Consider the following 22,025-nt stretch of genomic DNA (forward strand, 5'->3'; position numbering starts at 1 on the left):
TCATAATAGATTCCCTTCTCTCTTAGATTCCTCTGTCGCTGACAAAAACGCGAAGCCCGGCTGCTTTGGAGCCGCAGGCGATTGGCACGTTCAAAACCGGCTTGCCAAGGCCTCCCCTCAATAGGGGAGGTGGCATCGCGTCAGCGATGACGGAGAGGTTAGATCGTGTGCATCGCGTCGAACACTTCCTGACGGGTAACATTGATCTGCATGCCCATCTCGGCAGCCAGCGCGTCGGTGCGCTTGTGCAGCTCTTCGTGGCTCACATTGCAGTTGCTGATATCCACCAGCATGATCATGGCGAACATGCCCTGCAGGATGCTCTGGGTCACGTCCTCGATATTGATGTTGAGCTCACTGCACAGGGCAGCAACTTTTGCGACGACGCCGACGGTGTCGTGGCCGATGACCGTGATGAATGCTTTCATATTCCTTACCCCCAATAGTTGATGGAAAACCCTCTCAGTCAAACCCTTTGGGTTTGCCAGCTCCCCAAAGGGGGAGCCGCTGGCGTGTCGGTTTTGGATGTGCTGGATGAAGAAGCCTCATTCTGCACAGGCTGCCGGGCTCCGCTGCAACGGTCAGCAGAAGCTTGCCTTGCGCGTCAAGTCGGCAGATGCTGCCAATGAGGACAGGGCCCGGCTGTGCGGGAGCCGCAAGGCAATCACACCGACCTGCCCGGCCTGCCAAGGGCTCTCCCCCTGGGAGAGCTGGCGCGAAGCGCCTGAGAGGGCAAGATTTCCCTTCCAGTATAGCAGATTTACCGGTTTTTGAACACACTTTTTGTAAAAAAGAACGAGAACTGAGCGGAAAAGACGGTCTATCCAAAAAACAAGATGCAAATACGGCGCGCTTGTGCTATACTGAAAGATACAAATCGACGCGGTACGCCGCGGATACAAAGGAGTAACGACGATGGAACAGCTTTTGAAGATCCTGGAAGACAATGCGCGGCTGCCCATTGAGGATATCGCCACGATGCTGAATAAATCCCCCGCCGAGGTGGCGGCCATGATCGATCTGGCCCGGGCGCAGGGCATCATCAAGGGCTACAAGACCCTTGTGGACTGGGAAAAGGCCGGTGTGAACCGTGTGGAGGCCGTCATCGAGCTGAACGTCAGCCCCAAGAAGAGCCGCGGCTTTGACGAGATCGCAGCCACCATTGCCGCCTTTGACGAGGTGGAGAGCGTGCTGCTGATGAGCGGCGGCTACGACCTGCAGCTGGTGATCAAGGGCCAGACCTTCCAGGAGATCGCCCTGTTCGTGGCAAAGCGCCTTTCTCCGCTGGACGATGTGCTGTCCACCGCCACCCATTTTGTGCTGCGCACCTATAAAAAAGAGGGCCGCCTGTATCAGGACGAAGAAATCGATGAAAGAGAGTGCACGGTGCTGTGATGGACTACGATAAATTGATCGCGCCTGCCGCTGAGGCCATGCGCCCCTCCGGCATCCGCAAATTTTTCGATCTGGCTGCCGAAATGCCCGAGTGCATCAGTCTGGGCGTGGGCGAGCCGGACTTTAAAACGCCATGGGCCGTGCGCGAAGCCGGCATCGAGAGTCTGGAGCATGGCCGCACCCGCTACACCTCCAACGCAGGCCTGAAGGAGCTGCGCGCCGAGGTGGCAAAGTATCTGGAGCGCCGCATGGGCCTGCACTACGACCCGCTGCACGAGGTGCTCATCACGGTGGGCGGCAGCGAAGCCATTGATATGTGCATCCGCACGCTGGTGCAGCCCGGGGACGAGGTCATCATCCCGGAGCCCTGCTTTGTGTGCTACGAGCCCATCACCACCCTGTCCGGCGGTGTACCGGTGCATGTGGCCTGCCGTCAGGAGGACGAGTTCCGCCTGCGTGCCGATGCGCTGAAAGCAGCCATCACCCCCAAGACAAAGCTGCTCATCATGCCGTTTCCCAACAACCCCACCGGTGCGGTGATGGAGCGCGAGGATCTGGAAGCGGTAGCTGAGGTGCTGCGCGGTACCAACATCATGGTGCTCTCCGATGAAATTTATGCAGAGCTGAACTATGGCCTGCGGCCTCATGTTTCCATTGCCACCCTGCCCGGCATGGCCGAGCGCACCATCGTGGTGAACGGCTTCTCCAAGACTTACGCCATGACCGGTTGGCGTCTGGGCTATGCCTGCGGCCCGGCACCCATCATCCGGATCATGACCAAGATCCACCAGAGCGCCATCATGAGCGCTCCCACCACCAGCCAGTACGCCGCCATCACTGCCCTGAAGGAGTGCGACGGCGAGATCGACCGCATGCGCGACGAGTACAATATGCGCCGCCGCCTTGTGGTGAAGTCCTTTAACGATATGGGCCTGACCTGCTTTGAGCCGCGCGGTGCGTTCTACGCCTTCCCCTGCATCAAGAGCACGGGCATGAGCAGTCAGGATTTCTGCACGAAGCTGCTGGAACAGAAGCATGTGGCCATCATCCCCGGCGATGCCTTTGGCGCTTCCGGCGAGGGGTACTGCCGCGTGTCGTATGCGTACTCGGTGGAGCATCTGACCGAAGCCATGAAGCGCATCCGCGCCTTTTTGGAGGAAAACGGCATCGCAATGCCGCAGTGAGGAGAGTTGAAAATGGCAAGGCTGAACTGCGTGACCGTTCTGGCCCCCGCAAAGCTCAATCTGGCGCTGGACGTGGTGGGCCTTCTGCCGAGCGGCTACCATGATCTGGACATGACCATGCAGGCCATCACCCTGTATGAAAAGGTGGTGCTGGCCCGCAGCAGCGGCCTGAACCTCTCTCTGCCCGGAAGCCCGGTTGCCGCCAACGACAGCAACACCGCCATCAAGGCGGCCATCGCGTTCTTCCGCTACACCGGCCTTCTGGCGGGCGTGGACATCACCATCTATAAGGACGTGCCCCGGTGCGGGCGGGCATGGCGGGCGGCAGTGCCGATGCTGCCGCCGTCCTCGTGGGACTGAATGCTTTGTATGGGGCACATCTGTCCATGAGTGAGCTGTGCGCGCTGGGCGCAAAGATCGGTGCGGATGTGCCCTTTGCCCTGATGGGCGGCACCTGCCGGGTGCAGGGTGTGGGCGATTTTCTCAAGGCGCTGCCGCCGGTGCCGGAGTGCTGGTTCACGGTGGTGATGCCGGACTACGGCGTTTCCACCCCGGAGGCCTTTGCGGCCTATGACCGGGTGGGCAGCAGCATCCACCCGGACTGCGGAGCGCAGGAAGCCGCTATCCGTGCCGGAGATCTGGATGCCCTTTGCGCCGCCGCCGGCAATGCGCTGGAAGAGTGCAGCGGTGCCAAGGACAATGAGGCCATCAAGGCTGCGCTCTGCGAACACGGTGCGCTCACGGCTCTGATGACCGGCAGCGGTGCGGCGGTGTTCGGCATCTTTGCCGATGAAGCCGAAGCCCGCACGGCGGCTGCGGCCCTGAAGACCCGCTGGCCGCAGGTCTATGTGGCCCAGCCCGACAAGGGCGGTGCACGGGTCACCGCCCCGAAGTGGATGCTGTAACGCAAAACGGAATAAGACCCTCTTTCCTGGGAAATGCTATTCCCAAAGGAAAGGGGGTCTTTTCGTGCAGACCTTTTATAAAATCTGTCTGATCTTAATGATCGTGGGCGGCATCAACTGGGGCCTTGTGGGGCTGTTCCAATTCGATTTTGTGGGCTGGCTGCTGGGCGGCAGCGCATCCATCTGGTCGCGCATCGTGTTCACCGTGGTCGGCATCGCCGCAGTCTGCGGCATTCCGGGCTTGTTCACGGACGACGACATCGAGTGAGACGAACCAAAAAGGGCCACGGCCGCAGCCGTGGCTCTTTTGCTGGGTCAGGTCCCGTCATCCCAGCCTACCAGATCCGGCAGGGTGAGCGTTTCGTCGGAGCAGTGGGGGTTCGCGTCGGTGCGGGCCTGAACGGTAGCTGCCTCTACGGCCCGGACGACCTCGTGGATGGCGGCGCAGTCCTCGGGCAGGTCGGTCTGGCTGCGGCCGGAGTGGGTGAACAGGATCCTGCCCTGATGGCCCACCACCAGCGTCAGCGGCAGCAGCTGCGGGGCAGACTTGTCGTAGTGATAACCGGCATCTTTGGCGGCCTTGTAGATCTTCTGGGCCGCAAAGCTCCAGCTCAGGATGCCGCGGGCCTGTTCTACGCCAAGGTAGCCGTACAGCACCCCCGGCGCGTCGCAGATGAGGGTGAAGGGAAACTCCGACCCACGGGTGGCCGTGGCCACCGCCTTGGCGCTGGACCGCACCACGCAGGCCAGCCGTGCGCCCTTGAGGGCGGGCAGGGTCTTGAGGTAGCGGGTGATGTACTCACGGCTGACGGGATGGTCGAACCCCGGCAGGAAGATCATGCACAGGGGCCGACTGCCCTCGCACAGGGCATAAAAATCGTTTTCCGGTACCGTGGGGGTGTCGTAGGTGAATCGGGGGATGTTCGTCCCCACCAGATGTTCTGACTTCATGCCGCAATGCACATCCTTTCAAACACGCTGACAAATCCGCGAAGCCCTGCTGCAAAAGAGCCCGCAGGGCGAAAAACAATAGCCAAAACCGGCTTGCCAAGGGCTCTCCCTTTCGAAAGACTCCCCCGGTCGGGGGAGGTGGCACATTTGCGCCAGAAGGGGATAAGCTGGCGAGCGCAGCGAGACTGAGAGGGTATAAAAAAATCCACACACTGTTCCTCCTGGCAGAGGACAGCGGTGGATGGATTGCTATAAAAAGATCCCGCCCGGTCGTCTGCGGTCAATCAAACCTACCCTTACGGACAGGTGGGTGCCCTGTCTCCGGGTTCGCGCTTCCTCATCGAGCCTTCATGGTCGCCCCATGACGGGGAGGTCTGCAATCCACCGGGGAACTCCAAGCTCCCGTTGAATGATTAGTAGGATCATATAAACCGCAACAAATCGAGCCGGGCAGGAAGTTTTGCACGGGTCAATCGTCTGAAAAACTTATTCGATCTCGAACTGGTCGCTCAGCCGCTTCTCAAACAGCTTGCTGACTTCCAGCAGGGTCTCGTCGTCGTCCACAACATCCAGATATTCGCCTTCATCATCCTCGCCAACGCTCAGAATGACCAGCTGAGCATCCTCGTTCACGTCTTCCTCGGTCTCGGCGTATTCCACAGCAGCCAGATAATGCACGCCCTTGTGGTCCAGCGCATCGATCACCTCAAATGTGATCTCGTTGCCGTCCTCATCCTCCAGGGTCATCAGGTCGGGCTGATATTCCTCTTCGGCGTTCGGGTTCTTGATCTCTTCTGCCATAAGATACGTTCTCCTGTTACAAACGAAAAATAAAGTTGGGGCAGCCGGGGCTTTCTGTGCTCCCACAGGCCCTTGCTGTGCTTATAGTGTAGCGTTTTTTTGCCTGCTCGTCAAGATGCTTTTTCGCACAGAAATCTGCGGACAAATTTTCACGCATTTCCCTCTCGCATCCGGCGCAGAAATATGCTATACTGAACTCTGTGTACCGCCTGCTCGGTTCCGGGCGAGCGGGAAGCTGTTACTATGCTATTCACCGAGAGGTCAGAGTTATGAATCGTTTTTATAAAAAAGCGCTGGCGGTGCTGGCGCTCCTGGGCTGTGTGGCGCTGACGGGCTGTTCGCTCAAGGACAAGTTCAGCGGCACTTCGGGGCCGAAAGCCATCTCCCGCCCGGCAGTGGAATCGGCAGAGCTGCAGTTTGCCCACCCTGCGGCGGGGGACACCATTGCGGTGTTCGATACCTCGGCAGGCGTGTTCAAGGCGGTGCTTTTCCCGGACAAGGCCCCGCAGGCCTATGATAACTTTGCAGGCCTTGTGCAGGCAGGCTACTACAACGGCCTGACCTTCTCCCGCGTGGAGAGCGGCTTTGTGGTGGAAGCCGGGCAGGGGGCCGACGGCAGGGGCAGTACCATCTGGAACGGCAGCCGCTACCCCATTGAGGCCACCGACCGGCTCCATCACTACGCCGGGGCGCTGTGTGCGGCCACGGATGCCTCCGGCCAGTGCGCCAGCGTCTTCTATGTGATGGAGTCGCTGCCCGGCGGCGATTCCGTGACGCAGGAGCTTGTGGATCAGATGAATGCGGCCTCCTACCGCGCGGAGGTCGTTTCTGCCTACCAGACGGCAGGCGGCGCACCCTACCTCGATTACACCGACACCGTCTTCGGCCAGGTGTACGAGGGCATGGACGTGGTGGATGCCATCGGCCAGACCGCCGTGGACGAAAACCAGAAGCCCCGTGAGGACATCACCATCAACAGCGTGAGCATCGAGACCTATCAATAACAACTGCGCAATGCAAAAAGGCTCCCGTGGCAGTGGGAGCCTTTTTGCTGCTCAGATCTCGCCGGGGTGCTCTTTGCGCCAGGCGAGGTAATCTTCGAGGATGACGGTGGCGCTGACGGAGTCGAGGATCTCTTTCCGCCGGGCACCGAAGGTGCCGGTCTCGGAGAGGATATCGGCGGCTTCGCAGGTGGTCTGGCGCTCGTCCCACATGCGCACCGGCAGGCCGCTCCAGATCTCGACCGTCTTTGCCAGCTTGCGGCTCTTGATGGCGCGTTCGCCCTCGGTACCATCCATGTTCAGCGGCAGGCCCACCACGATGAGTTCGGCATGGATCTCGGCGGCAATCTCGCACACCCGTGCCGCCACCTTGTTGCGGGCTTTCAGGGTGATCTGCGGGGTGATGGCCGTTGTAAGGAACTCGGTGCGGTCACAGGTGGCAAGGCCGGTGCGGCTGTCGCCGTAGTCAACAGCTAATATCTTCATAATGGCATCCTTTCCCATTCGGTTTTCCCCAGTGTATCACAGAATAGATGTTCTTGCAATTTTGTGTTACAATAAGAGCAGGTCACGCCCTCTCAGGCGCTTCGCGATGACGGAGAGGGCAAGCAAAGAGAGGTTTTTATGTTACAACTGGTTTTAGGCGGCTCCGGCAGCGGCAAGACGACGCTGCTGTATCACCGCATCCGTGCCCGCGCTGAGGCGGGTCAGAAGAGCATCCTTCTGGTGCCGGAACAGTTCACTTCCAGCACGGAGGGCCGCATCTACCGGGAGCTGGGCGATGCTCTTTCCGGCATGGTGGAAAGCTTTTCCTTTACCAGTCTGGCCGAGCGCATCCTCTCTGCCGAGGGCGGCGCGGCGGTGCAGACCCTTTCGGACGCGGGCCGGGCCGTGCTGGTGCGCCGCGCGCTGGAAGAGCTGCAGGATCATGTGCACTACTACTACCGCCACCGCCGCAGTGCGGCCTTCTGCCAGATGGCGGCCCAGACTATCGACGAGCTCAAGAGCGCGGGCCTGTCCGGCCGGCAGCTGGCCGACCTTGCCAAAGGCTGCGGGGCTGAGAGCGGCAAACTGGGGGAGCTGGCACTGATCTTTCAGGGGTACGAAACGCTGCTGGCGGGCACCGGCATGGACCCCGCCGACCGGCTGGAGCTGGCCGGAGCGCGGCTCGAAGAGGCGCTGGCCTGCGGCGCAGTGCCGGGATTTTTGAAGGAGCGGGAAGTGTTCATTGACGAGTTCGATACCTTCAACGCACCCAAAAAGCGGCTGATGGGCGCGATGCTGGCGGCGCTGCCCACCGTCACAGTGGCCCTGTGCGACGATGGGGCACCGCTCGTGCCCGGCGATGTGAGCCTGTTTTCGGGGGCCAAGCAGGTGGCCGCACAGCTGCGGCAGCTGGCCCGCAAAAATGGGGCCGAGGTGGCTGCGCCCCAGCTGCTCCGGCGGGACCTGCGGCACACCGAGGCCCCCGGCCTTGCGGCAGTGACCGCGCTGCTGGAGACCGGCACCTGTGCACCGCTGGAAGCGCCAGCGGACGAGGTGCGGCTGTTTGCCGCTGCCAGCCGGGAAGAGGAAGCCCGCTGCACCGCTGCGGCCATCCGCCGCCTGATGCGGCAGGGCGTGCGCTGCGGCAGGATCGCGGTGGTCTGCCGCGACATCGGCAAGTACCGCGCCGCCGTGCGGTATGAGTTCCGGATGGCGGGCATCCCGCTTTACTGCGATGAACCCACCACCCCGGAGTTCAGCGCCCCGGCTACGGCAGTGCGTGCACTGCTGGCGCTGGCCCGCGGGGCCGACCTGACCGAGAATCTGACCACGCTGGCCAAAACGGGCCTGTGCGCCCTGACCGAAGAAGAGGTCTGCGCGCTGGAAAACTATGCCTATACCTGGTCACCCAATGCGGCGGCATGGCGGGCAGCGTTCCGGAACGATCCCAAAGGCTTCGGCGATCGGGAGCTGACCGAAGAGGACGCCCGGAATCTGTCCGATGCCGAAAAGGCCCGCGCTCTGCTGGTGAACGCCGCCGATGCCCTGCGCGGCAAGGTGCGGAACGCCAACGCCGAGGCCATCAGCCGGGCGCTCTACTTCTGCCTGAAAAAGCTGGGTGCAGAAGAGCAGCAGGCAGCGCTGGTGGAAGCCGTCCGCACTGCCCGGGGCATCCCGGCGGCAGAGGAAGCGGCCCGCGAGTGGAACGTGGTGATGCAGCTGCTCAACGAGATGGCCCACCTGCTGGGCGGGCAGGGTGTGACCTTTGCAGAATATGAGGACCTGTTCAGCCTGCTGCTGCGCTCTTCGGACCTTGGGCACATCCCGCAGACGCTGGATGCCGTGGTGCTGGCAAGCGCGGGCAAAATGCGTCTGGACGCGCCGGACTATGTGTTCGTGCTGGGCCTTGCGGAGGGCGAATTTCCCTGTGCACCGTCCGAGACGGGCCTTCTGACCCACGCCGACCGCGATGTTCTGATGGCAAAGCAAATCGATCTGCCGGACTGCTTTGAGAACCGCGTGGTGCGCGAGCAGGTGTGCGTTTACAAAGCCCTCACCGCACCGGCAAAGGGGTTGTGGCTCAGCTGGCCCAAGGGGCAGGGCAAGACCCTGTGCGCAGCGCTGGAACCCATCGTGGAGGCGCTGGAACCGGCTCCGCCGGAGCTGGCTCTGCCCGACCTGGCCGCGACCCCTGCCGACGGCCTCGACTGCCTGGGCGGCGGCTGGCCGATGACCGACACGGAACGCGCCAGCCTGACCGAGGCGCTGCGCACCCCCGGCGGCGAGGAGCCGGAGGGCCTGAAGCTGCTGCGCCGGATGGCGGACGCTTCGCCCCGGCAGGTCAGCGACCTGGATGCACTGGAAGAACTGCTGGGGCAGCGGCTGCGCATCTCGCCCAGCCAGCTGGAAAAATACTATACCTGCCGGTATGGCTATTTTTTGCAGTATGTGCTGGGCCTGAAGCCCCGCAGACGGGCCGAGCTTTCTGCCGACCAGAGCGGCACCCTGATGCACTGGGTGCTGCAAATGGCGCTGGACCCGGACCCTGCGCCGGACAACCCCTGCGCCGCCATGCTGGCTCCCTTCATCGAGCTGGACGACGACGCCATGGCGGAGCTGGCGGGGCTTCTGGTGGACGAATACGCCCGCCGCTATCTGCCCGAAGACACAGCCCGTTTTGCCTACCTGCTCTCCCGCCTGAAAAAGAGCATGGCGAGCCTGCTGTGCTACCTGCGGGATGAACAGCGCCAGTCCAGCTTCCGGCCTGTGGCCTGCGAGCTGAAGATCGGCAGCGGCGGGGACGGCGTCCGCGCCCAGACCTATCATCTCTCGGATGGGCGCACGGTGCAGCTGGTGGGCACGGTGGACCGCGCCGACGAGTGGGTGGAGGAAGACGGCACCCGCTGGGTGCGGGTGGTGGACTATAAGACCGGCACCAAAAAACTGAACCTGAAAGAGGTATACTGTGGGCTGGACTGCCAGATGCTTTTGTATCTGTTCAGCCTGACGCGGGATAAGAGCGGCCGCTTTACCGGCGCGGAACCGGCAGGCGTGCTGTATCTGCTGGCAGACCCGGCCCCGGAGAACACCACCCGCGCCAACGCAGCCCGCAGCGTGGAATACAAGCTGGACGGCCTGGTGCGGGACGAGCAAAAGCTGTTCCGCGCCATGGACGCCGACGAGACGGGGCGGTATCTGCCCTTCTCGTATCTGCGCGGTGTGCCCAGCCCCTACCAGAAGGACAAACGCGCCGACAGCGCCAAGCTTGACCGCATCCAGCTGCATCTGGATGATCTTGTCACCCAGATGGGCCAGCAGCTTTACGATGGGCAGATCGCTGCGGAACCGCTGGTCACGGGCCGAAGCCCCTGCCTGTGGTGCGACTACAGCTTTATCTGCTGCCACGAGACCGGCATCGGCGAGCGGGCACTGGAAGCCCCGGCCAAACCCTTTGAAGTCCCTGAGACTCCGCCGGAAGAAGGAAAGGAGGAACAGCCGTGAGTGAAACCAAATGGACAGCCGCCCAGCAGGCCGCCATCGACGACCGGGGTGGTGCGCTGCTGGTGAGCGCAGCGGCGGGCAGCGGCAAAACGGCCGTGCTGACCGAACGCGCGGTGCGGCTCATCACCGATCCGGACCACCCGGTGGATGCGGACAAACTGCTCATCGTCACCTTTACCAATGCGGCGGCGGCAGAGCTGCGGGCACGCATCGGGCAGGCACTGCTGCGGCTCAGCCAGCAGCAGCCCCACAACACGAGCCTGCGCCGCCAGCGGATGCTTTTGCAGCGCGCACCCATCTGCACCATTGACGCGTTCTGTCTGGACCTGCTGCACAAGCACTTTCAGGCACTGGACATCCCGCCGGATTTTGCCCCGGCAGACCCAGGCAGCGTGGAGGTGCTGCGGGCTTCGGCGCTGGCCGAAACGCTGGAAAATGCCTACCGCGACCCGGACTTCTGTGCCTTTGCAGACCTTTACGGAAAGGGCCGCACCGATCAGGCCGCAGGCAATACCATCCTGCATGTGTACGATTTTCTGCGCGCTCTGCCGGACTACGACCGCAGGCTGGATGAATTTCTGGAACCGTGGCAGGCCGGGCATGGATTCGATGCGACCTGCTGGCATGACCTGCTGCTGGCCGAGGCAGTCCGCGCTGCCAGAGCCGGGCGGGAGCTGTTCTGCGCCGCCTGGAACGACTGCAAAGAAGACCTCATCCTGGCCCGCATTGAGGCCGAGAATAAAGGAAAGACCGATGCCGCCCGCGCCAAGGCCGTGGCCGGTGTCAACGATAAATTCGCCGAACCGCTGGAACGGCTCGAAGCGGCCGCCGCCCTGCTGGGCGAGGTGGAACGGCTGGCTGCGGCAGGGCAGTGGACACCGCTGTACGATAAGCTGACACCCTATGTGCTGGGCATGGAGGAGATGCCCGGCTTCAAGGGCATGAAAAAACGGCTGACCGGAGAGCACAAAGCCGCCGTCAAGACCCGCGCCGACGAAGCGGCTGCGCTGTTCGGGCAGATCCTGGAACTGATCTCTTGCAGTGAAGACGAGGCCGAAGCCGACCGCGCCGCCGCCCTGCCCCGGCTGCGGGCGATGTTTGCCGCCGTGCGGGATTTTGATGCCCGCTTTGCGGCCAAAAAGCAGGAGCGGAAGCTGCTGGAGTTCAGTGACTTCGAGCATCAGGCGCTCCGGCTCCTCCGCAGCCCGGACGGCACCCCCACCCCGCTGTGCCAGAGCATCCGGCACAGCTATGCCGCCGTGATGGTGGACGAATATCAGGACACGAACGCTTTGCAGGATGCCATTTACCGCTGCCTTGCTTCCCCGGCGGGGGATGACCTGTTCCTTGTGGGCGACCTGAAGCAGAGCATCTACCGCTTCCGTCAGGCCGACCCCAGCATCTTCCGGGAAAAGCTGGATGCCTGGCCGCTCCTGCCCGGCGGCGCGACCCGCCACCGCCCGGCGGAAGGGACGCCCGGCCAGAACGCTCTGCTGGCGCTGGATGCGAACTTCCGCAGTGCGCCGGAAGTGGTGCGGGGCATCAACTTCCTGTTTGAGCAGCTCATGACACCCCAGCTGGGCGATACGGCTTACGGTGACGGCCAGCGGCTGGTGTGCGGTGCACCCGGCGAATACGCCGGCAGCGTGGAAGCGCACTTCCTGCCCGACGACACCGCTGAGACCGACGCGGCGTGGATCGCCCGGAAGATCGAAGTATTGATGGCCTCCGGGGAGCAGGTGCGGGACGGCAGCTCCACCCGCCCGGTGCAGTACGAGGATTGCTGCATCCTGCTGGCGGCGCGCGGCGACTTCCTCGCTTATGAGGAAGCGCTCACGGCCCGGGGCATCCCGGTGTATGCGGATGCGCGCGAAAACTTGATGGAAGCAGCGCACATCCGGCCGCTGATCTCGCTTTTGAAGGTCATCGACAACCCGGCGCAGGATATCTACCTTGCCGCCGCCATGCTGGGGCCGATGTTCGGCTTTACGGACGACGACCTTGTACGCCTGCGTGCCCGCGCGGAGGAATTGCAGAAACAGCAGGACGAGGCCCGCCGTGCCGCACAGGAGGCGGCAGGGGAGACGCCTGCACCGCAGCACCGCCAGCGGATGAGCCTGTACGGGGCACTGCTGTTGACCGTGAACAGCGCCGAAGAAAGCCCCTTTGAACAGAAGGTCCGGGCGTTCTATGCCCGGCTGACCGAGCTGCGCCGGATGGCCCGGAGCGTACCGGTGGAACAGCTGCTGGAAGAGATCTTTGTCTCCACCGGCTATCTTGCTGCGCTGGGCGTACTGGAAAACGGTGCGCACCGCCGGGAAGATGCCCGGCGGTTCGCGTCCTTCTGCGCCGGGGCCGGGGCAAACGGCATCTCCGGCCTCATCCGCGCCATCGACGCGGCGGCGCAGGCCGGTTCTACCGGGCAGGACACTGTGCCCGGCGGTGCGCGACCTGGCTGTGTGACCATTATGACCATCCATCGCTCCAAGGGTCTGCAGTTCCCGGTGGTCTTTGTGGCGGATACGGCCCGGCGGTTCAATGCTGCCGATACCCGCCAGCCGGTGCTGCTCCACCGGGTGTACGGGGCCGGGCTGCGCCTACGCCCCGAAGACGGCGAAGGTTCCTATAAAACGGCGGCCTACGCGGCGCTGGCCAATGTCCACGCTGCCGAACTGCGCAGCGAGCAGATGCGTCTGCTGTATGTAGCGCTCACCCGCGCACAGGACAAATTGATCATGACCATCCCGCTGGGCATGACCAAAACGACCAACCCGCTGGCGAAGGCGGCGGCCTTCCTCGCGGCGGGCGCAGGGGAGACGCTGAACCGGCAGGCCAACAGCTTCGCCGACTGGCTGCGCACGGCCCTGCTCGTCCATCCCAACGGCGGGCCGCTGCGCCGCCTGGCCGAGAACCTCGAACTGCCGTTTGCGGACACCCGCAGCACCATCGACTTTTCCTTTGAAGAGGCTCCGGAAGAGATCCAGCCCGCCGCGGAAGAAGCCCCGGCCCCGGAAGCCCCCGCCGCCGACCCGGTGTTGACGGAACAGCTGCGGCAGGGCTTTGCCTGGCAGTACCCGGCGGCTTCGCTGGCGGAGGTGCCCGCCAAGGTCAGCGTGACCAGCATCGTGCACAAGGCCGAGCAGACCACGCTGGAACGCCCTGCCTTTCTCTCCAAGGACGGCCTGACCGCCGCCGAGATGGGCACGGCTCTGCACGCTTTTCTGGAACACGCGGACTTTGCCTCCCTTGCTGCTGCAAAGACATCCGGCACCCTCGATGAGGCCATCTGCGCCGAACGGGACCGTCAGGTGGCCGTGCAGCTGACCCCGCCGGAGATCGCGGAAAAGCTGGACGTCCGCCGCATCCGCCGCTTTGCCGAGAGCGAAGCCTTTGCCCGCATCTGTGCGGCAGATGCCGTGCTGCGGGAGCTGGCCTTCATCACGGCGCTGCCCGCGTCGGCCGTGCTGACGGCACAGGGCAGCGCGGCCCCGGAGGGCGAAGCGGCGAAGGCCAGCGTCCTCGTGCAGGGCATTGCGGACATCGTACTCATCTTCCCGGATCATCTGGAACTGCTGGATTACAAGACCGACCGCCGCAAGACCGAAGCGGACTTCCTGCGGGCCTACCGCCCGCAGCTGAACCTCTATGCTCTTGCCATCGATAAGCGCTTTGCGCCGAAGAAGGTAACGTATAAGGGCATCTACTCGCTGGAGCTGGGGAGGCTGATCGAGGTGAAGGGATAATTTTCTGCAAAATCGCATAAAAATGCTTGACAGGCTTTGCCGGGTGTGGTAAACTGTTCCGGTAAAGAAAGCAGCTACGGCCTGTGCCGCGCTCGCCTTGCGAGGGGCAACATCCTCCGGGCTATACGAAAACCGGTTCGTTTTGTGCGAACTGCGCTTTTGAGTGAATTTTTGCGCGGCTGTCCTGAAAATGGGCGGCCGCGTTTTCTATGCCAAATATTGCAACAAAATGGATTTTGTTTGGAGGTGCATTCATTATCGCTACCGCTGGAAAGTCGAAGGAACTGGAGATCAACGGTCAGATCCGTGACCGTGAGGTCCGTCTGATCGGTGCAGACGGCGAGCAGAAGGGCGTTGTGTCCATTCAGGTGGCCATGCGCGCTGCTGAAGATGCTGGTCTGGATCTGGTCAAGATCGCACCGCAGGCTGTTCCGCCTGTGTGCAAGGTGCTGGATTACGGCAAGTACCGTTTTGAACAGCAGAAGAAGGAGAAGGAAGCCAAGAAGAACCAGAAGGTGGTCGAAGTTAAAGAGACCCGCCTTTCGCTCAACATTGACACCAACGACTTCAATACCAAGCTGAACCAGACTGCCAAGTTCCTGGCAGCTGGCCACAAGGTTAAGGTTTCGATCCGCTTCCGCGGCCGTGAAATGGCGCACAGTGCTCTGGGCGCAGACGTGCTGAAACGTTTTGCCGAGGCTCTGCCTCAGGCATCCACCGATAAGCCGCCGGTGCTCGAGGGCCGCACGATGTCCATTCTGCTGATCCCGAAACCCAATAAGGACTAATTTTAGGAGGAAACTAAAATGGCTAAGATGAAACTGAAGACGCACTCCGGCGCTAAGAAGCGCTTTAAGCTGACCAAGAACGGCAAGATCAAGCGCGGCCACGCATTCCGCAGCCACATCCTGACCAAGAAGACCACCAAGCTGACCCGTGGCTACCGTCAGCCCAGCTACGTTGATAAGACCAACGCAGCTACCATCAAGAGCATGCTGCCCTACGCCTAAGAGCGAGCCGCAGGCAAACACATTCTATTGAGACAACTAAAGGAGATATAAAAAATGGCACGTATCAAGGGCGCAACCATGACTCACAAACGTCGTAAGAAGATGCTGAAGCTGGCCAAGGGCTTCTACGGCTGCAAGAGCAAGCACTTTAAGATGGCCAAGCAGCAGGTCATGAAGAGCGGCAACTACGCTCTGGCTGGCCGCCGCATGAAGAAGCGTCAGTTCCGCAACCTGTGGATCTGCCGCATCAACAACGCAGTTCGTCCTCTGGGCATGAACTACTCCACCTTCATGGCTGGTCTGAAGAAGGCTGGCATCGAGCTGAACCGCAAGATGCTGTCTGAGATGGCTATTAACGATCCCAAGAGCTTTGCAGCTCTGGTCGAGACCGTCAAGAACGCCTAATAGAACTTGACAAAGACGCCCGCGCGTATACGCGGGCGTCCGTTTTGTATCTTTCTGGATTCGGGAGGAGCCTGCATGGACGAAAAAATCACCAGCCGGGAAAACGCAAAGATCAAATACGCCTGCCGCCTTTCTTCCAGCGCGGCATTCCGCCGCAGCGAGGGCCGCTTTCTGGCCGAGGGCCGCAAGCTCTGCCCGGAGCTCTGCCGCGGGGCTGAGCTGGAAACGCTGTTCTACACCGGGGCCGCTGCCGAAAAATGCCCGGAGCTGCTCACGCTGCCCGGTGAACACTACCTTGTGGAAGACCATGTGGCTGATAAGCTGGCCGATGTGGGCACCCATCAGGGGGTGTTCGGCGTGTTCCGCACCCCGGTGCACACACTGGACGAAGTGAAGGCCGGTGGGCGGTATCTGGCGCTGGAACGAGTGCAGGACCCCGGCAATGTGGGCACCCTGCTGCGCTCTGCTGCGGCCTTTGGCTTTGACGGTGTGATCCTGAGCGACGGCTGTGCCAGTGTGTATGCCCCCAAGACCCTGCGCGCTTCCATGGGTGCGGCGGTGCGGGTGCCGGTCATTGAGGCCGGAGCCCTGCCGGAGGCCATCGCAGCCCTGCGGGAAAAGGGGATCACCTGCCTTGCTGCCGCGCTGTACAAGTCTCAGCCGCTGAGCGCGGCGCAGGCAAGCTACCCCGGCGGCGTCTGCGTCGTCATCGGCAGCGAGGGTCAGGGCCTGACCGATGAGACCATTGCTGCCTGCAGCAGCACGGTGCGCATCCCCATGACCGACCGGGTGGAAAGCCTGAACGCCGGCATTGCGGGCAGCATCCTGCTGTGGCATTTCCGGGAGGAAAGCCTATGAGCGGGCCGGACCCTGCCTGGGGTCAGACCAGCTTCTTCCCGCCCGAACCGGCCCCCGACCCGCTGCTCTGCTGGCTCTGGCTGGCCGGGACGCTGGGCGTGGGCAGCAGCCACAACGGCAGCGTTCTGGATGCGTTTGGCGGGGCGCAGGAGGCGTGGGAGCAGCGGGGGAGCGATGCGTTCCGCCGCGCGGCAGGGCCGGGGGCAGCGCAGCGGGCGCTCCTGCCCGACCACACGCCGGAGCATTACCGCGCCTTTGCGCGGCGGTGTGCGGCCCGGAATATCCGCATCCTGACCTATGAAGACCCGGACTATCCGCTGGCGTTTTCCCGCATCCCGGATATGCCGCTGGTGCTCTACTGCACCGGCGATCCGCTCTGGCTCAACGAGCCGGGCGCGGTGGGCATCGTGGGCAGCCGCAAGCCTACCGAATACGGCCTGCAGGCCGCAGAGGACATCGGGCGGGGGTTGGCCAGAGCCGGTGCCATCGTGGTGAGCGGTCTGGCCGACGGCCTCGACAGCGCTGGGCACCGCGCTGCCGTGCGGGAAGACCGCCCTACCATCGGGGTGCTGGGCGTCCCGATCGACAAGACCTATCCCGCCACCAACCGGGAACTGCGCCGGAAGATCGAGGCCAACGGCTGCGTTATCAGCGAGTATCCGCCGGAGAGCGCAGCCATTGGCCGCGTGGGCTTTTTGCAGCGCAACCGGCTCATTGCGGCGCTCAGGTCTGCATTGCTGGTGGTGGAAGCGCAGGAAAAAAGCGGCACCATGTCCACCGTGTCTCACGCCGAACGCTATGGCAAGCCGGTGTTCGCGGTGCCAGGCAGCATCTACTCGCCCAATTCCGCAGGCACAAACGGCCTGCTGCGGGAAGGGCGGGCAAAGGCCGTCTGCAAGGCGGAAGATCTGTTTGAGACGCTCCACCTGACCCCGGCTGCGCTTCGCCCGGCGGTGCCCCGCCCGGCACCTGCCGCGATGAGCGAGAACGAGCGGAAGGTGCTTTCCTGCATCGGGGCCAAAGCAAAGGGCGTGGAGGAACTGGGCCTGCAAAGCGGCCTGCCCACCGCGCTGCTGCTGGGTACGCTCATGAAATTGGAGCTGACCGGCCGGGTGGCCTGCCTGCCGGGTAAACGGTATATTCTGCGCTAGGTGCGCACATGTTAAGTTGAGCATTCAAACCTCTCAGTCATCGCTGCGCGATGCCAGTGCCCCGGAGCGGGGAGCCTTTGGCAGGCCGGGCAGCAGATGGCAAGGTTTTTTATATAGGAGAGAAACTATGTCAAAACTGGTTATCGTGGAGTCGCCTGCTAAGGCGAAAACCATTGGCAAGTATCTGGGCGATGATTACGAGGTCACCGCAAGCATGGGCCATATCCGTGACCTGCCCGCTTCCCAGCTGGGCATCGATGTGGAGCACGGCTATGCCCCACAGTACATCAGCATCAAAGGCAAGGAAAAGCTCATCAAGGAATTGAAGAGCAAGGCCAAACACGCAGACGGCGTGCTGCTGGCAACCGACCCGGACCGTGAGGGCGAAGCCATCAGCTGGCATCTGGCAAACATTCTGGGGCTGGACCCCCACGAGCCGAACCGCGTGACCTTTGACGAGATCACCAAAAAGGGCGTGAAGGAGGGCATGGCCCATCCCCGCGCCATCGACGAAGATCTGTTCAACGCACAGCAGGCCCGCCGTGTGCTGGACCGTCTGGTGGGCTACAAGCTCAGCCCGTTCCTCTGGCGCAAGGTGCGCCGGGGCCTTTCCGCAGGCCGCGTGCAGAGCGTGGCCGTGCGCCTGATCGATGACCGCGAAAAGGAGATCGAGAGTTTCAAGCCCGACGAATACTGGAACGTGGATGCCACCCTCGGCGCAGGCCACAAGAGTTTTACCGCCCGGCTGGCCACCGATGCCAGCGGCAAAAAGCTGCTGCCCAAAAGCGAAGCCGAGGCCCGCGCCATTGAAAAGGGTCTGGAAGGGGCCGAGTACGTGGTGGCAGAGCTGAAAAAGGGCAAGCGGGCAAAGCAGCCCACTCCGGCTTTTATCACCAGTACCCTGCAGCAGGAGGCATCCCGCCGCTTGGGCTTTACGGCCACCCGCACCATGCGCGCTGCCCAGACCCTGTACGAAGGCGTGGACATTGCGGGCCACGGCACCATGGGTCTGATCACCTACATGCGTACCGACAGCCTGCGCATCTCGGATGAAGCCGTTGCCGCCGCAAAGGAATATATCGCAGGGGCCTACGGTGAAGCCTATATCTGCCCCTACAAGCGCACATGGAAGACCAAGAGCGCCACTGCCGCACAGGATGCCCACGAGGCCATCCGTCCCTCGGTGCCGTCCCTGACACCGGACGAGGTAGACAAGAGCATCAGCGGCGACACCGCAAAGCTCTACCGCATGATCTGGAGCCGCTTCATGGCCAGCCAGATGGCAGACTGCCAGCAGGACACCGTGTCCGTCACGGTCAGCGCGGCGGAACTACCGTTTCAAGGCCAGCGGCTATACCGTTACCTTTGACGGCTTCACCGTCCTGTACGAGGAAGCTACCGACGAAAAGGAAAAGAAGGAGACCGCCCTGCCTCCGCTGGAGCAGGGTCAGGTGCTGAAGCTGCGCGACCTGAAGAGCGAGCAGAAGTTCACCCAGCCGCCCGCCCGCTACACCGAAGCGACCCTCATCAAGGCACTGGAAGAAAACGGCATCGGTCGTCCTTCCACCTACGCACCCATTATCACCACCATCATCGACCGCGGCTATGTGGAGCGCGACCAGAAAAAGCTCAAGCCCACTCTGCTGGGCCGGGCGGTGGATGGCCTGATGCTGGAACAGTTCCCCCACATCGTGGACGTGGACTTCTCTGCCCAGATGGAGAAGAATCTGGATAAGATCGAGAGCGGCAAGGCCGACTGGCACAAGACGGTGGATGACTTCTATCAGGGTTTTGCCGCCAGTCTGGAGCAGGCCGAAAAGAACATGGAAGGCAAGAAGGTCAAGGTGCCGGATGAGCCTTCCAGTGAGGTATGCGACCTGTGCGGCCGGCCCATGGTCATCAAGGTGGGCAAGTACGGCAAGTTTTTGGCCTGCAGCGGCTTCCCGGAGTGCCGGGGCACAAAGCGGCTGGTCAAGGATACCGGCGGCATCTGCCCCAAGTGCGGCAAGGGCCGTATGCTGGAGCGCAAGAGCTCCAAGGGCCGCATCTATTATGGCTGCGAGCGCTACCCGGACTGCGACTTTATGACATGGGACATGCCGGTGCCCACCAAGTGCCCCAAGTGCGGCAGCACCATGTTCCGCAAAGGCTCCAAGCTGTATTGCGCAAAGGAAGGCTGCGGCTACGAGATGCCAGTGCCGAAAAAGGACTAAAAGGATAAAACTATGAACTATAAAGTAACCGTGCTGGGCGCTGGTCTTGCGGGCTGTGAAGCCACCCTCTGGCTGGCGGGCAAGGGCGTGCAGGTAGACCTGTACGAACAGAAGCCCGTGCATTTTTCGCCCGCACACAAAAGCGCAGGCTTTGCAGAGCTGATCTGCTCCAACAGCCTGAAAGCTGAGCGGCTGGACTCTGCTTCCGGCCTGCTGAAGGAAGAAATGCGCCGGATGGGCAGCCAGCTGTTGACCGCCGCCGAGACAGCCCGCGTGGCCGCTGGCGGTGCGCTGGCGGTGGACCGCGACGCATTCAGCGCCGAAGTGACCCGCATGGTGGAAAGCTGTGAAAATATCACCGTCCACCGGGAACGGGTGGAGCACATTGACGAGACTGCCCCCATTCTGGTGGCTACCGGCCCCCTGACCGATGGCGCACTGGCCGATGAGATCGGGGCCTTGACCGGGGACGAGCGGCTGCACTTCTACGATGCTGTGGCCCCCATCGTCACCGCCGAAAGCCTTGATTACAACAAGGTGTTTGCCGCCTCCCGCTATGACCGGGGCGAGGCCGACTACCTGAACTGCCCTTTCAACAAGGAAGAATACGAGAATTTCCACGCAGCTCTCGCTTCGGCAGAGCGTGCCCCTCTGCACGACTTTGACACCGGGGCCGAGCAGTCTGCTCAGCCCGACCCGGATGCCCACGGCAAAAAGGCCGATACCGTCACCGTGTATGAGGGCTGTATGCCCATCGAAATTATGGCCGCACGCGGTGCCGACACCATGCGGTTCGGTCCCCTGCGCCCGGTGGGCCTTGTGAATCCCAATACCGGACACCGTCCGTGGGCCAATGTCCAGCTGCGGGCCGAAAATAAGGAACGCACCCTGTATAACATCGTGGGCTTCCAGACAAACCTCAAGTGGGGAGAGCAGAAGCGGGTGTTCAGCATGATCCCCGGGCTGGAAAATGCCGAGTTCGTGCGGTATGGTGTCATGCACCGCAACACCTTCCTCGATGCGCCCCGGGTGCTCAGCGCCCAGCTGTGCCTGAAAGAACACCCCAATGTGTTCTTTGCAGGGCAGATCACCGGCTTTGAGGGCTATATGGAAAGCGCTGCCTGTGGTCTGCTGGCGGCCCGCAGCCTGTATGCCCGGCTGGAAGGAAAGGAACTGCCCGCCCCGCCTGTGGATACCATGTGCGGTGCGCTGGTGCAGTACCTGACCACCGAGAACAAGCACTTCCAGCCCATGGGCGCGAATATGGGCATCCTTCCTCCGCTGCCGGAGGAGAGCCGCCCGCGGGACAAGCGCCTGCGTTACATGGCACAGGCTCAGCGCGCTGTTGCCAGCTTCCAGCACTGGCTGGATGAAACTTCTCTTTAAGAAGGGAGAAAAACTATGAAGATTATCGTGGATATGATGGGCGGCGACAACGCCCCTCTGGCGGTGCTGGAGGGTGCCGCACAGGCCGTGAAAGAGTACGGCATCACCGTCGTAGGTGTGGGTAACGAGGCGCTGGTGCGCAGGACCGCTGCCGAGCACAGCATCCCGCTGGACGGCATTGAGCTGGTGAACTGCACCGAGGTCATCGACATGTGCGATGAGCCTGCCCGCGCCATCCGCCAGAAGAAGGATTCCTCCATCGTGGTGGGCCTGAACATGCTCAAGGACGGCAAGGGCGACGCCTTTGTTTCCGCCGGCAGCACCGGTGCGCTGCATGTGGGCGCAAGCCTCATCGTGCGCACCCTCAAGGGCATCAAGCGCCCGGCTCTGGCTACCATGGTGCCCGCCAAAAAGCAGGCCTATCTGCTGCTGGACTGCGGTGCCAATGTGGAGTGCCGCCCCGAGATGCTGGCGGCGTTCGCTGTCATGGGCAGCTGCTATGTGAACAGGGTGGAAGGCCGCCGCCCAGCGTGGCGCTCGCCAACAACGGTGCGGAGGAGAGCAAGGGCACCCCCATGCTCAAGGAAGCACACCAGCTGCTCAAGACCACCCCCGGCATCCGCTTTGTAGGCAACATCGAGCCCCGCGATGTGCCGGGTGGCGAAGTGGACGTTGTGGTGTGCGACGGCTTTACCGGCAATGTGATCCTCAAGCTGACTGAGGGCGTGGCAAAAATGCTGCTGGGCATGCTGAAACAAATGTTCCTCGCAAACCTCGGCGGCAAGCTGGCCTATCTGCTGCTCAAGGGCAGCGTGGCAGACCTGAAGCACCAGATGGACAGCGAGGAGTACGGCGGCGCACCCTTCCTGGGGGCCAAGCAGCCGGTCATCAAGGCCCACGGCTCTTCCAAGGCCAAGGGCATCAAGAACGCCATCCGTCAGGCAAAGATCTGCGTGGAGAACGATCTGTGCGGCACCATGCAGTCTGCGCTGGACGAGCTGGCTGCGGCACAGAAAACTGAGGAATAAAAGGGAG

General features: G+C 62.4%; 20 protein-coding genes, 1 other RNA gene and 1 pseudogene. 17 read left to right on the top strand and 5 right to left on the bottom strand.

What is annotated here, in order from left to right; all coding sequences use genetic code 11:
* Window positions 1-158 precede the first annotated feature (158 nt).
* A complete protein-coding gene (locus ACNQFG_RS07505) occupies window positions 159-428 on the bottom strand; it encodes an ACT domain-containing protein (RefSeq protein ID WP_423406489.1) in 270 nt (89 codons plus the stop codon).
* Window positions 429-915: 487 nt separating this feature from the next.
* Between ACNQFG_RS07505 and ACNQFG_RS07510 the strand changes: the two genes are divergently transcribed.
* From ACNQFG_RS07510 to ACNQFG_RS07530, 5 genes are all read left to right on the top strand, one after another.
* A complete protein-coding gene (locus ACNQFG_RS07510; RefSeq protein WP_005935606.1) occupies window positions 916-1,395 on the top strand; it encodes an Lrp/AsnC family transcriptional regulator in 480 nt (159 codons plus the stop codon).
* Complete coding sequence (locus ACNQFG_RS07515) at window positions 1,395-2,579, top strand: pyridoxal phosphate-dependent aminotransferase (protein ID WP_423406490.1); 1,185 nt, start codon at window positions 1,395-1,397, stop codon at window positions 2,577-2,579. The genes ACNQFG_RS07510 and ACNQFG_RS07515 overlap by 1 nt, the downstream gene beginning before the upstream one ends.
* A 12-nt stretch (window positions 2,580-2,591) precedes the next feature.
* Entirely contained in the window at window positions 2,592-2,939 is a 348-nt protein-coding gene (locus ACNQFG_RS07520; RefSeq protein WP_423406491.1) for a hypothetical protein, read from the top strand.
* On the top strand, window positions 2,882-3,484 hold the full coding sequence (locus ACNQFG_RS07525) for a 4-(cytidine 5'-diphospho)-2-C-methyl-D-erythritol kinase (protein WP_423406492.1): 603 nt from the start codon (window positions 2,882-2,884) through the stop codon (window positions 3,482-3,484). The genes ACNQFG_RS07520 and ACNQFG_RS07525 overlap by 58 nt, the downstream gene beginning before the upstream one ends.
* Before the next feature lie 64 nt (window positions 3,485-3,548).
* Entirely contained in the window at window positions 3,549-3,752 is a 204-nt protein-coding gene (locus ACNQFG_RS07530) for a DUF378 domain-containing protein (protein ID WP_423406493.1), read from the top strand.
* A gap of 47 nt (window positions 3,753-3,799) precedes the next feature.
* On the opposite strand, the gene ACNQFG_RS07535 is transcribed toward ACNQFG_RS07530, so the two are convergent.
* The 3 genes from ACNQFG_RS07535 to ACNQFG_RS07545 form a co-directional block, all read right to left on the bottom strand.
* Window positions 3,800-4,435: a hypothetical protein gene (locus tag ACNQFG_RS07535; RefSeq protein WP_423406494.1), complete on the bottom strand. Its 636-nt coding sequence runs from the start codon at window positions 4,433-4,435 to the stop codon at window positions 3,800-3,802.
* A gap of 255 nt (window positions 4,436-4,690) precedes the next feature.
* A non-coding RNA gene (gene ssrS / locus ACNQFG_RS07540) (6S RNA) lies at window positions 4,691-4,895 on the bottom strand.
* A 26-nt stretch (window positions 4,896-4,921) separates the two neighbouring features.
* Window positions 4,922-5,236: a DUF1292 domain-containing protein gene (locus tag ACNQFG_RS07545; protein ID WP_423406495.1), complete on the bottom strand. Its 315-nt coding sequence runs from the start codon at window positions 5,234-5,236 to the stop codon at window positions 4,922-4,924.
* Between the two features lie 269 nt (window positions 5,237-5,505).
* Between ACNQFG_RS07545 and ACNQFG_RS07550 the strand changes: the two genes are divergently transcribed.
* The gene (locus ACNQFG_RS07550) at window positions 5,506-6,240 is read left to right on the top strand and encodes a peptidylprolyl isomerase (RefSeq protein WP_423406496.1); all 735 of its coding nucleotides are present in this window, start codon (window positions 5,506-5,508) and stop codon (window positions 6,238-6,240) included.
* 51 nt (window positions 6,241-6,291) lie between these two features.
* Here the strand turns inward: ACNQFG_RS07550 and ruvX are convergent, their stop codons facing one another.
* Window positions 6,292-6,723, bottom strand: coding sequence for a Holliday junction resolvase RuvX (gene ruvX / locus ACNQFG_RS07555; protein ID WP_423406497.1), 432 nt, complete (start codon window positions 6,721-6,723; stop codon window positions 6,292-6,294).
* A gap of 138 nt (window positions 6,724-6,861) precedes the next feature.
* Here ruvX and ACNQFG_RS07560 point away from each other — a divergent pair, with 138 nt between their 5' ends.
* The 11 genes and pseudogenes from ACNQFG_RS07560 (at window position 6,862) to ACNQFG_RS07610 (ending at window position 22,018) form a co-directional block, all read left to right on the top strand.
* A complete protein-coding gene (locus ACNQFG_RS07560) occupies window positions 6,862-10,224 on the top strand; it encodes a PD-(D/E)XK nuclease family protein (protein WP_423406498.1) in 3,363 nt (1,120 codons plus the stop codon).
* Window positions 10,221-13,967 (top strand): UvrD-helicase domain-containing protein, encoded by a 3,747-nt coding sequence (locus ACNQFG_RS07565; protein ID WP_423406499.1) that lies wholly within the window; start codon window positions 10,221-10,223, stop codon window positions 13,965-13,967. Before ACNQFG_RS07560 ends, ACNQFG_RS07565 begins: the two co-directional genes overlap by 4 nt.
* 236 nt (window positions 13,968-14,203) lie before the next feature.
* Entirely contained in the window at window positions 14,204-14,755 is a 552-nt protein-coding gene (gene infC / locus ACNQFG_RS07570; RefSeq protein WP_101956507.1) for a translation initiation factor IF-3, read from the top strand.
* An 18-nt stretch (window positions 14,756-14,773) separates the two neighbouring features.
* Window positions 14,774-14,977 carry a 50S ribosomal protein L35 gene (gene rpmI / locus ACNQFG_RS07575; protein WP_005928215.1) on the top strand — a complete coding sequence of 68 codons (204 nt, stop codon included), beginning with the start codon at window positions 14,774-14,776 and terminating at the stop codon, window positions 14,975-14,977.
* 54 nt (window positions 14,978-15,031) lie between these two features.
* Window positions 15,032-15,382: a 50S ribosomal protein L20 gene (rplT, locus tag ACNQFG_RS07580; protein WP_005928218.1), complete on the top strand. Its 351-nt coding sequence runs from the start codon at window positions 15,032-15,034 to the stop codon at window positions 15,380-15,382.
* Between the two features lie 75 nt (window positions 15,383-15,457).
* On the top strand, window positions 15,458-16,240 hold the full coding sequence (locus tag ACNQFG_RS07585) for a TrmH family RNA methyltransferase (RefSeq protein ID WP_423406500.1): 783 nt from the start codon (window positions 15,458-15,460) through the stop codon (window positions 16,238-16,240).
* Entirely contained in the window at window positions 16,237-17,391 is a 1,155-nt protein-coding gene (dprA, locus tag ACNQFG_RS07590; RefSeq protein ID WP_423406501.1) for a DNA-processing protein DprA, read from the top strand. The genes ACNQFG_RS07585 and dprA overlap by 4 nt, the downstream gene beginning before the upstream one ends.
* A 127-nt stretch (window positions 17,392-17,518) precedes the next feature.
* A pseudogene (topA, locus tag ACNQFG_RS07595) lies at window positions 17,519-19,604 on the top strand (type I DNA topoisomerase).
* A 12-nt stretch (window positions 19,605-19,616) separates the two neighbouring features.
* The gene (gene trmFO, locus ACNQFG_RS07600) at window positions 19,617-20,990 is read left to right on the top strand and encodes a methylenetetrahydrofolate--tRNA-(uracil(54)-C(5))-methyltransferase (FADH(2)-oxidizing) TrmFO (RefSeq protein ID WP_423406502.1); all 1,374 of its coding nucleotides are present in this window, start codon (window positions 19,617-19,619) and stop codon (window positions 20,988-20,990) included.
* A gap of 15 nt (window positions 20,991-21,005) precedes the next feature.
* Window positions 21,006-21,620 (top strand): hypothetical protein, encoded by a 615-nt coding sequence (locus ACNQFG_RS07605; protein WP_423406503.1) that lies wholly within the window; start codon window positions 21,006-21,008, stop codon window positions 21,618-21,620.
* Window positions 21,566-22,018, top strand: a complete 453-nt coding sequence (locus ACNQFG_RS07610; protein ID WP_423406504.1) for a hypothetical protein — start codon at window positions 21,566-21,568, stop codon at window positions 22,016-22,018. Before ACNQFG_RS07605 ends, ACNQFG_RS07610 begins: the two co-directional genes overlap by 55 nt.
* The last annotated feature ends 7 nt before the right edge of the window (window positions 22,019-22,025 follow it).

Origin of the sequence: Faecalibacterium prausnitzii (assembly GCF_049532945.1) — a bacterium.
Classification (GTDB): domain Bacteria; phylum Bacillota; class Clostridia; order Oscillospirales; family Ruminococcaceae; genus Faecalibacterium; species Faecalibacterium prausnitzii_N.